The sequence below is a fragment of the Silvanigrella sp. genome, assembly GCF_044369315.1.
GTDB lineage: Bacteria > Bdellovibrionota_B > Oligoflexia > Silvanigrellales > Silvanigrellaceae > Silvanigrella.
On the sequence record NZ_JBIPMD010000002.1, the window covers coordinates 36128 to 44937 of the forward strand.

An 8810-nucleotide genomic window follows, 5' to 3' on the forward strand; every position below is an offset into this window, starting at 1 on the left:
TTCAAAAATCCAAACACAAATGGAGTTACCTAGTCTTTACTATTTTTACCTTCTAAAAAGGCTTGCAAGATAATTTCACTTGTATCAGGAATACTTTTAAACAGCTCTATCGCTTTTGACCTTGCTTGGCCTAATTGAATCGCTGGATGGGTTGAGTCAGCCCCCTTCTCTACCAAACTAACCCACTGGGCAAGAAATTGGAACAACTCATTTGAATTTTGAAAAGAAATTGCTCCTCCCGAGTTTATCAACTGTGCTGCCTCTCTAGCTCGCAAAAACATTTTTCCGATTAAAACAGGAACGCCATGGGCTGCGGGCTCTAGAACATTATGAATTTGGCCATCAAATCCACCACCAATAACGGCAGCATCTGCTAGCTCATATATTTCTGCTAAATAACCAATTTTATCTACTATAATTATTTCACTTAAAGACATTAAATTAGGTGAAAATTTTATTTCATTTTTATAATTATAAATATTATTTGGCAACCTTAATTCATTATGATGATCATCATGTTTTTGATATAATATTTTATCTATATTTTCGTTTATATTTTCAGAAAACTCATATTTAATATTATTTATTAGATCGGAAAACAAAACAGCTTTTGTTCCTAATTTATAAAAATCTTCTAATATATTTTGACAAACTTTTGGATTAACATCATGTGGTACGTAAATAATTAATATTTTTTCTTTTAAAGATGCACACTGAATTGCTATTTTATGCTCGTCATTATGAGGCGAACCAAATACTACGCATTTTTTGTGTAAAGATTTTTTTTGAGCGATGCAGTATGAATAAAAAAGAGAAAAATCTCTTTCCACTTTTTTTTCAGAACCATTTTGTGCTCTTTCATTTGCTCTAGCCCATTTTGCATCGCCAGATAAATATATTTTTGAACCGTTCATAAATTCAGAAAAATAAGAAACATCTTCATTAGAAACAGCAAAAATATTTTTAAAATTCATATAATATTTTTTATTCCATATTTTGCTTAAAAAGCCTAATAATCCTTTTTTTGTTTTCTCAGATGATGCTGAAATTAAGTTTAATTCAATATTTTTTTGTAAGCATGTTTCAAATAATCCAGGCCAAATATCATATCTAACAAAGAACATTTTCTCAATTTTTATTTCACTAAAAAGAATATGATATAATTTTCTTATATCTATAGGCAGACCGACACAGCCTATTTTTGCAGGAAAATTCTTTAAAAATGGTTCTGCACTTGGAGAATAATATGTAACAAAAAATTGAGCTCCTAATTTTTCATTTAACTTCCTTGCAACAGGAATAGCTTGTTCCATTTCTCCTGCACTAGCAACGTGAAACCAATAAATAATAGGATAATTTCCACTATTTTGAGATAGATTATTAATTTTTTCTTTTGTGTTTTTTATTTCACTCAAAAAAAAGGATGAATTTCTTAATTCACAAAATCGTATAAATTTTTTATTTACAATAATTTTAGATAATATTATTAATAAAAAATAAGCAATTTTTTGAAAAATTTCATATATAAAAAACACTAAAAAAACTCCTGTCTATATTTTATCTCTGTTCAATGGGAATATAAGGAATATTTATATCACCAATATATTTTGAATTAGGACTATACACTTTATTATTTTGTCTGAGCTCTAAAATATGGGCACACCAACCCACCATTCTCGCAGCTGCAAATATTGCTGAATAAAGCACTGGGTGAATACCTAATTTTTTATAAACAGCGCCACTCCAAAAATCTACATTTACATGAACGGGTAACATTTTTTCTTTAAAATATTTTCTAGCTTCTTCTTCTATTTCAGATAAAATTTTTAAATCACTATCTTTCTCATCTTTTTGGGTTAATTGAGTTAATAAATCTTTAAAAATAACAGCTCTAGGATCTAATGTTTTATAAACACGATGTCCCATTCCCATAATTTTGCCACCAGAATTTAATATTTCTCTTGTATATTTTACAGGATTTCCACTTAATTTTGCTTTTTTTAACATATCAATAGTTAATTCACTTGCACCGCCATGCAAAGCGCCACTTAAGGCTCCCACAGCAGCACTTGTCGCTGAATAAAAATTTGAGAATGTTGATGCAACTGCTCGGGCTGTAAATGTTGATGGTGTAAAACCATGATCCATCTGAATTATTAATGCAATTTCCATACATCTACTTTGATTTTTTGAAGGTATTTTTCCAAAAAGCATATAAATAAAGTTTTCAACAAAAGTTAAATCCGATCTTGGTTCTAGTAATGGAACACCTAAATAATGGCGATATGCTGCAGATAATATTACAGGAGTTTGTGCAATAACACGCATAACTTTTTCAATATGATTTTCTTCTTCTAAATATTCATCTTCTCTATCTATACACGCCAAAGAAGATAATCCTGTTTGCAAAACGAGTAATGGGTTAGAATGCTGAGGAAACTCTTCAATAATTCGTATTACTTTTTCTTGTGAATGGGACATATTACTTAATCCCCATTGAAATCCTTCGAGCCTACTTTTAGAAGGAAGTTTTCCAGTTAAAAGTAACCACGCCGTTTCCTCAAATGAGGCATGAGCAGCAAGTTCTGCAATATTAATTCCTCTATAAAATAAGCGTCCATTTAGTCCATCAACCCAACTTATTCCCGTTGTATCAGCAACCATGTCTTGCATATTATATTTTAATTCATCATTTTGCTTTGATGGGTCTTGTTGACTCATTTCAAACTTCCTCGGTTTTTTTGACCATTACGCTCAATTTTGCTACCAACTTTAACAATGCTCGAAGTTAGTTTTGAGCTGTACTCATTGTGACATACCAGCACTTTAAGAGGATTAAAACAAAATGGACATTCTACAGCTTGAAAAACCCCTTCTTGAACTTTATAATAGAATATCTGAACTTCGAATTGCTGCTCAACAATCCTCTATTTCACTATCAAAAACTGAAGATACTAAAGGCCTTAATGAAGAAATTTCTATACTAGAAAATAAATTTGAACTTTTAGCAAAAGAAATTTTTTCTAACTTAACACCTTATCAAATCACTCAGCTTTCTCGTCATCCAAACAGACCTTACACTTTAGATATTATTAATCAGTTGTGCTCAGATTTTATCGAATTGCATGGAGATCGAAATTTTGCTGACGATCAAGCAATTGTAACAGGAATTGGGATAATTCGTAAAAAAAGAGTTGTTATTATAGGTCATCAAAAAGGACGCGGCACCAAAGAAAACATGAAAAGAAATTTTGGTATGCCAAGGCCAGAAGGTTACAGAAAAGCTTTAAGAATAATGAATTTAGCAGAGCGTTTCAATTTACCAATAGTAACTTTTATTGATACTCCTGGTGCTTACCCTGGAATGGATGCGGAAGAACGTGGACAAAGCGAAGCAATTGCTAAAAATATTATGGTCATGAGTAGGTTATCCGTTCCTATTGTCTCTATTGTTGTTGGAGAAGGAGGAAGTGGTGGAGCGCTTGCTATAGGTGTTGCTAATAAAACTTTTATGATGGAATACTCGACATATAGTGTAATATCCCCAGAAGGCTGTGCTTCTATTTTATGGAAAGATGGCACTCAAGCAGATAAAGCTGCTAATATTCTTGGCTTAACTGCAGATATTGCTTTAAAAAATAAAATCATTGATGGAATTATCAAAGAACCTCTTGGTGGCGCTCACTGGAAAAGTAAAGAAGCAATTGAATCCATAGGTGATGTTATTGAAAAAAATGTAAATCAATTGTCAAAATTAAGTAAAGAAGAACTAAAACTAGATAGAATTAAAAAATATTTTAAAATTGGTTCATTTGAAAATATGCCTGCAATTTCGCCAATGCATACTGAAAAATCCCACATTCCTGATTGGAATGAAGCATGGGAAGATGTTGAATCCTTCTTGGGTCTGCAATAGAGGAATTTATGATAAACCCTGATTTAAATTTGCAAGAAAAATTAAAGGTAATTACCATAGATGGGCCTGCAGGATCTGGAAAAAGTACGGTTGCGAAAATTGTAGCTCAAAATCTGGGTTGGATATACGTAACTACAGGTGCCATTTACAGAACCCTAGCTCTTTTATTTCATGAATCTAATATTAAAGTTACAGATTTAGAAAATACCGAAAGATTTATTTCATTTATTACAGAAAGATATAGGCAAGAATCCAATTCGGGAAAAGTTTTTATTGGCGAACGTGATATTACAATTGAAATAAAAGCTCCATTTGTTTCGGAATTAGCCAGTATTCTTGCTCAAGAAGATTTTGTAAGAAAAAGGCTCCTTCCTATCCAAAGAAAAGTTGTTTTAAATAACAATGGTGCTGTTGTTGACGGCAGAGATATGGGAACAGTTGTTTTTCCTGACGCCCCACTTAAAATATTCTTAACAGCCTCAGTTAAAGAAAGAGCTGAAAGAAGGCTAAAAGAATTAAATCAAAGTGGTCAAAAAACAGATATAAAGGAATTACTTCGTGAAATACATGAGAGAGACGAAAGAGATTTAAATCGAACTTTTTCTCCATTAAAACCAGCTCTTGATGCTATTTCACTAGATTCCACTAAATCATCTCAAGAAGAAATTGCAAAAAAAATCTTGCAATTAGCTGTACAAAAAGATTTAGTTATTTCACAAAGCGAATTTTAATTTAATTTTGGAAGGCTTTTTTAATGGATACTGCATTAGAATCAACAAAAATAGATTGGTTTTCCATCCTATTAAATGGCGGCCCTGTTGGCATGGCAGTCATGGTATTATTATTATTTATGAGTATTTGGGCATGGGTTGTTATTGTTGGCAAAATGCGTTCTCTAAAAACGATGCAAAATCTCTCGGAAAAATTTCTCACAAATTTTTGGGAAGCAAAAAGCCTTTCTGAATTAAATCTTAAAGTAAAAGACATGGATTACAGCCCAGCGCGCGAGGTTTTTCGTTCTGGCTTTAATGAAATGATTCGAGTATTACAAACTCGTGAAAAAAGAGGAGCTTCTGGCCCTATTCCATTTGATACCGTTAAACGAACATTATCTAGACAAAAAATGCTAGAAGAGGCCAACTTAGGTAACAATTTAAGTATTCTTGCTGTTTGTTCTTCTGCCGGCCCTTTTATTGGACTTTTTGGTACTGTTGTTGGTATTATTCGCGCATTTCATGACATTGGCTCTAGCGGTACTTCTAGTTTAGCTTCTGTTGCTCCTGGTATTTCAGAAGCACTTATTGCCACAGCTTTAGGTTTATTTGTAGCTATTCCTGCTGTTATTTTTTATAATGTTTTAATAAACAGAATAAAAAAACATCTTGTTTTATTAGACGGATTTTCCTCTGATTTCATTAATATATTAGAACGTCATTACACAATTAAGCCAGATCAAGAAGGTAATTAAAAGGATATCTTAAAATGTCTTTTCAAATTGATAATGAAAATGATAGCAATCGCAAAGCAAATTTTATAGCAGAAATCAACATGACTCCATTTGTTGATGTTTGCCTTGTGCTTTTAATCATTTTTATGGTAACAGCGCCTTTTGCAATTTCTGGAGTCAATGTTCAATTACCAAAAACATCTCAATCTAAATCTCTTTCCTTATCTAATGATTCTTTGATATTATCCATTAATAAAAAAGGCGAATTCTATATTGGTAAAGAATTTATAAAAGATACTAATCTTGTAACTGTAATTAAAAATTCAATAAAAGATCGCGAACATCCATCTATTTTTATTAGAGCAGATGATGGTGTTCCCTATGGTAAAGTAATGGCCGCCATGACAGCTGCTCAGAAAGCTGGAATCGAAAGAATCGGCATGGTTGGCGAAAATAAACGTGATAAGAAATGAATAAAAACGAAATACCTATTGAAATAAAATCTTATAGATATCCTGAAGTCGACGAAAAAAACATGTTAAAATTTAACAAGCCGACTTATACTACAAAAAATAATATTTATTTTTCAAGCTCATTTGATAATCCTATTCATGATGATAAAATTCTAACTGGTCCTAGATACATAAAAATTTCCGAATTACCTTTAAATAAAAAAGTAAAACAACCTTTAATAGATATAAAGCACAATAGCTTTAAAATTCCTTTTTTATCACCTGCTGAAGTAAGTGAATATTATAATACAAAACCATTTCATTTTTTAGTGGCTTTAATCGTTCATTTAAGTATTGCTTCATTTTTTATTGTTACTTCTTATATTTCATCTATCACGCAAGATAAAGCAGAAATTGTTGAAGTCACATTTGGATTAAATGACACAGCAGCTCAAACAATACAAAAGACAACTACTGAAGAAATTGGAGAAAGTGAAGCAACAAAAACAATACGTGAATTACCTCAATTAACAAAAAATGTAACTCCAGATACAGTTCAAAAAGTTCAAGAAAAAACTCCTTTAATTGACAATCCAACCAGCACTCTTACATATAAAGAACAAGAAAAAAAAATAAAACTACTGCCTATTGAAAAAAAAGAAAATAAAGAGAAAGTTGAAAATAAGCCAATTGGTCCGGAACCAGATAAAGATAAACAAAAAATTAAATTAGATGATTTTTTAAAACGAAAAGAGCTTGATACTAGAAAAGAAGCCACAAAAAAAACAGATGGTATTCGTGAAAAAAATCTTGCTAAACCAGATGGTAACAAAGCAAATCCAAATAAAATTCCAACTTCTCCTTTTGCTTCTCCTAGCGATCTTCCTGATAGTCCTTTTGCAGAAGCTCCTTCTGGTGTCCTAGAAGGAAAAATAAGTAGCAAAAGCTATAATAGCTATAAAGCCTACATTGGTAGACAATTAAAGTTAAATTGGGGAACATCGGAGGGAAATAATTTTCCTTCTAATTTAAAAGCAAAAGTCGAATTTATAATTAATCCATTTGGCCATTTAATTGGCAAACCAAAAATTATTAAATCAAGCGGTAATAGTGAGTTTGATTCTCTTGTTATTAATTCTCTTGAAAGTACTTTCCCTGTTTCTGAACCACCGCCTAAAGATATCAATCCTCCAAAAAGATTTGAAGCATCATACTCTGCTAAAAATGTACAATAATAAGGAATTTTTATGATATTTCCGAATAAGTTTAAAAAATATTTTTTACTAACAATTTTAGGTTCTACAAATTTTTCTTTGTTTAGTCATGCACAAAATAATTCTTCATTTTCTTCTACTGGTGCCTCTAGTTCTTTTGATTCTAATTCAAAAACAAATATTAAAGCTAAATCAATTGAAAAAAAACCTTCTGCCGTTACTGAAGATTTAATTCCAGAAGGAAAATTAGATAATACGATAGATGTTGCTGCTCCTGGCGTAAAAAAAATAAGAATGGCAATTCCAAGTTTTGTCATTAATGACAAAAGCGTTACTTTAAGCTCTCAAGATCTAAACTTATTAACAAAAAGAATGAGCTCAATTTTAGGATTTACAAATTGGTTTGAGTTTATACCTCAAGATTCTTTTCCTAAAGTGGCAAATATTGCTCTTCAACCCTTTCAATCAGCTCAATGGAAACCATTAAAAGCAGAATATGTTATTCTTGGAAAATTTACTTCTGTTAGTATTTCTAATAAATTTAACTTTGAAATCAGATTGTTTGATGTTAAATCACAAAATCAAATTGTTGGTAAATTATATACAAATTTAAGCTTAAAAACAGCAGATATCGCTTTAAGAAGATTTGGAGATGTAACGGTTGGTGCATTAACAGGTACTACAGGTCCATTTATGTCTCAAATTGTCTTTGTTGGTAAAAAACAAATTAATGGTAATGGTCAAATATATATTGCAGATTTTGATGGGGGTAATATAAAACAAATTACAAATAATAATGCTGTTAATTTAAGTCCTACTTGGACAAAAGATGGGAATAAAATATCTTACACTTCTTTTAAATCAGGTAGACCTGAAATTTATAATTACGACTTAATCACAAAACAAGAAACAAAAATTGTAAATAATATGCCAAATAGCTCAGGCGCTTCTTGGACTCCAGATGGAAACACCATAGCTTTTTCCTCAAGTACAAAAGAAGGCTCCACACATATATTTTCTATGAATAAGTTTGGTGGCAATAAAAAAACCTTACTCGATACGAGCGCTATTGAGGTAGAACCCGCTTACTCACCTAATGGAAAATTACTTGCCTATACAAGTACAAAGTTTGGTAAGCCAATGATTTTTATAAAAAACTTAGCAACTGAGTCTAGCACGAGAATAACATACGCGGGCTGGTACAATGCTTCTGCAAATTGGACTCCAGATAGTAAGACAATTGCTTTTGCAAGTTACGATAGAGATATCGATCGTTGGGATTTATTTAAAATAAATGCAGATGGTTCTAATATAGAACGTTTAACCTTAAATCAAGGTGACAACGAAAAACCCACTTGGTCTCCAGATGGAAGATTTATTTTGTTTCAATCTGACAGAACTGCTAAAGGAACAAGACATGGACCAAAAAGATTATTTGTCATGACAAAAGATGGTTCCTATCAAAAACCTCTTGATATTCCTCTTGTAGAAGTGAAACAAGCCACCTGGGGCCCTCAAATTTCTGACTTTGAAGATGACTAGGCAACAGAACAATTTATATTTTTTTTATTTTTTCAATCTCTTCTTGATATTCAGTCATAATATTAAAAATAAATTTTTTTGCAGGTATAATTTTTTTAATTTTCCACACAGATTGCCCACACCATGTGTCCTCCCAATAAGTGATTTTTACAAAGCATAAATCCAGAATTAAATCTCCTTTTGAGGAGGAGATTTAATTCTGGATTTATGCTTTGTAAAAATCACTTATTGGGAGGACA

At 31.4% G+C, this 8810-nt stretch carries 8 protein-coding genes; 6 read left to right on the top strand and 2 right to left on the bottom strand.

The features are described 5' to 3' along the window. Positions 1-29: 29 nt before the first annotated feature. Both ACIQ56_RS00405 and ACIQ56_RS00410 read right to left on the bottom strand, forming a co-directional pair. The gene (locus tag ACIQ56_RS00405; RefSeq protein WP_397599101.1) at positions 30-1535 is read right to left on the bottom strand and encodes a 3-deoxy-D-manno-octulosonic acid transferase; all 1506 of its coding nucleotides are present in this window, start codon (positions 1533-1535) and stop codon (positions 30-32) included. 22 nt (positions 1536-1557) lie between these two features. After that, positions 1558-2721: a citrate/2-methylcitrate synthase gene (locus ACIQ56_RS00410; protein ID WP_397599102.1), complete on the bottom strand. Its 1164-nt coding sequence runs from the start codon at positions 2719-2721 to the stop codon at positions 1558-1560. 124 nt (positions 2722-2845) lie between these two features. On the opposite strand from ACIQ56_RS00410, the gene ACIQ56_RS00415 reads away from it, so the two are divergent. From ACIQ56_RS00415 to ACIQ56_RS00440, 6 genes are read left to right on the top strand one after another with little or no spacing between them, the layout of a single operon-like run. Beyond that, positions 2846-3916: an acetyl-CoA carboxylase carboxyltransferase subunit alpha gene (locus ACIQ56_RS00415; protein ID WP_397599103.1), complete on the top strand. Its 1071-nt coding sequence runs from the start codon at positions 2846-2848 to the stop codon at positions 3914-3916. Between the two features lie 8 nt (positions 3917-3924). Then, positions 3925-4647, top strand: a complete 723-nt coding sequence (gene cmk / locus ACIQ56_RS00420; protein ID WP_397599104.1) for a (d)CMP kinase — start codon at positions 3925-3927, stop codon at positions 4645-4647. 23 nt (positions 4648-4670) lie between these two features. Further along, positions 4671-5384, top strand: coding sequence for a MotA/TolQ/ExbB proton channel family protein (locus ACIQ56_RS00425; protein ID WP_397599105.1), 714 nt, complete (start codon positions 4671-4673; stop codon positions 5382-5384). Positions 5385-5398: 14 nt separating this feature from the next. Further along, positions 5399-5836 carry an ExbD/TolR family protein gene (locus ACIQ56_RS00430; protein WP_397599106.1) on the top strand — a complete coding sequence of 146 codons (438 nt, stop codon included), beginning with the start codon at positions 5399-5401 and terminating at the stop codon, positions 5834-5836. Continuing rightward, a complete protein-coding gene (locus ACIQ56_RS00435) occupies positions 5833-7050 on the top strand; it encodes a TonB C-terminal domain-containing protein (protein WP_397599107.1) in 1218 nt (405 codons plus the stop codon). The genes ACIQ56_RS00430 and ACIQ56_RS00435 overlap by 4 nt, the downstream gene beginning before the upstream one ends. Before the next feature lie 12 nt (positions 7051-7062). Next, positions 7063-8571, top strand: a complete 1509-nt coding sequence (locus ACIQ56_RS00440) for a hypothetical protein (RefSeq protein ID WP_397599108.1) — start codon at positions 7063-7065, stop codon at positions 8569-8571. The last annotated feature ends 239 nt before the right edge of the window (positions 8572-8810 follow it).

What these genes read in the sequence shown, in the direction of transcription:
- cmk (WP_397599104.1), top strand. Translation starts at nt 3,925, where the DNA reads ATGATAAACCCTGATTTAAATTTGCAAGAAAAATTAAAGGTAATTACC.
- ACIQ56_RS00435 (WP_397599107.1), top strand. Translation starts at nt 5,833, where the DNA reads ATGAATAAAAACGAAATACCTATTGAAATAAAATCTTATAGATATCCT.
- ACIQ56_RS00415 (WP_397599103.1), top strand. Translation starts at nt 2,846, where the DNA reads ATGGACATTCTACAGCTTGAAAAACCCCTTCTTGAACTTTATAATAGA.
- ACIQ56_RS00410 (WP_397599102.1), bottom strand. Translation starts at nt 2,721, where the DNA reads ATGAGTCAACAAGACCCATCAAAGCAAAATGATGAATTAAAATATAAT.
- ACIQ56_RS00425 (WP_397599105.1), top strand. Translation starts at nt 4,671, where the DNA reads ATGGATACTGCATTAGAATCAACAAAAATAGATTGGTTTTCCATCCTA.
- ACIQ56_RS00440 (WP_397599108.1), top strand. Translation starts at nt 7,063, where the DNA reads ATGATATTTCCGAATAAGTTTAAAAAATATTTTTTACTAACAATTTTA.
- ACIQ56_RS00430 (WP_397599106.1), top strand. Translation starts at nt 5,399, where the DNA reads ATGTCTTTTCAAATTGATAATGAAAATGATAGCAATCGCAAAGCAAAT.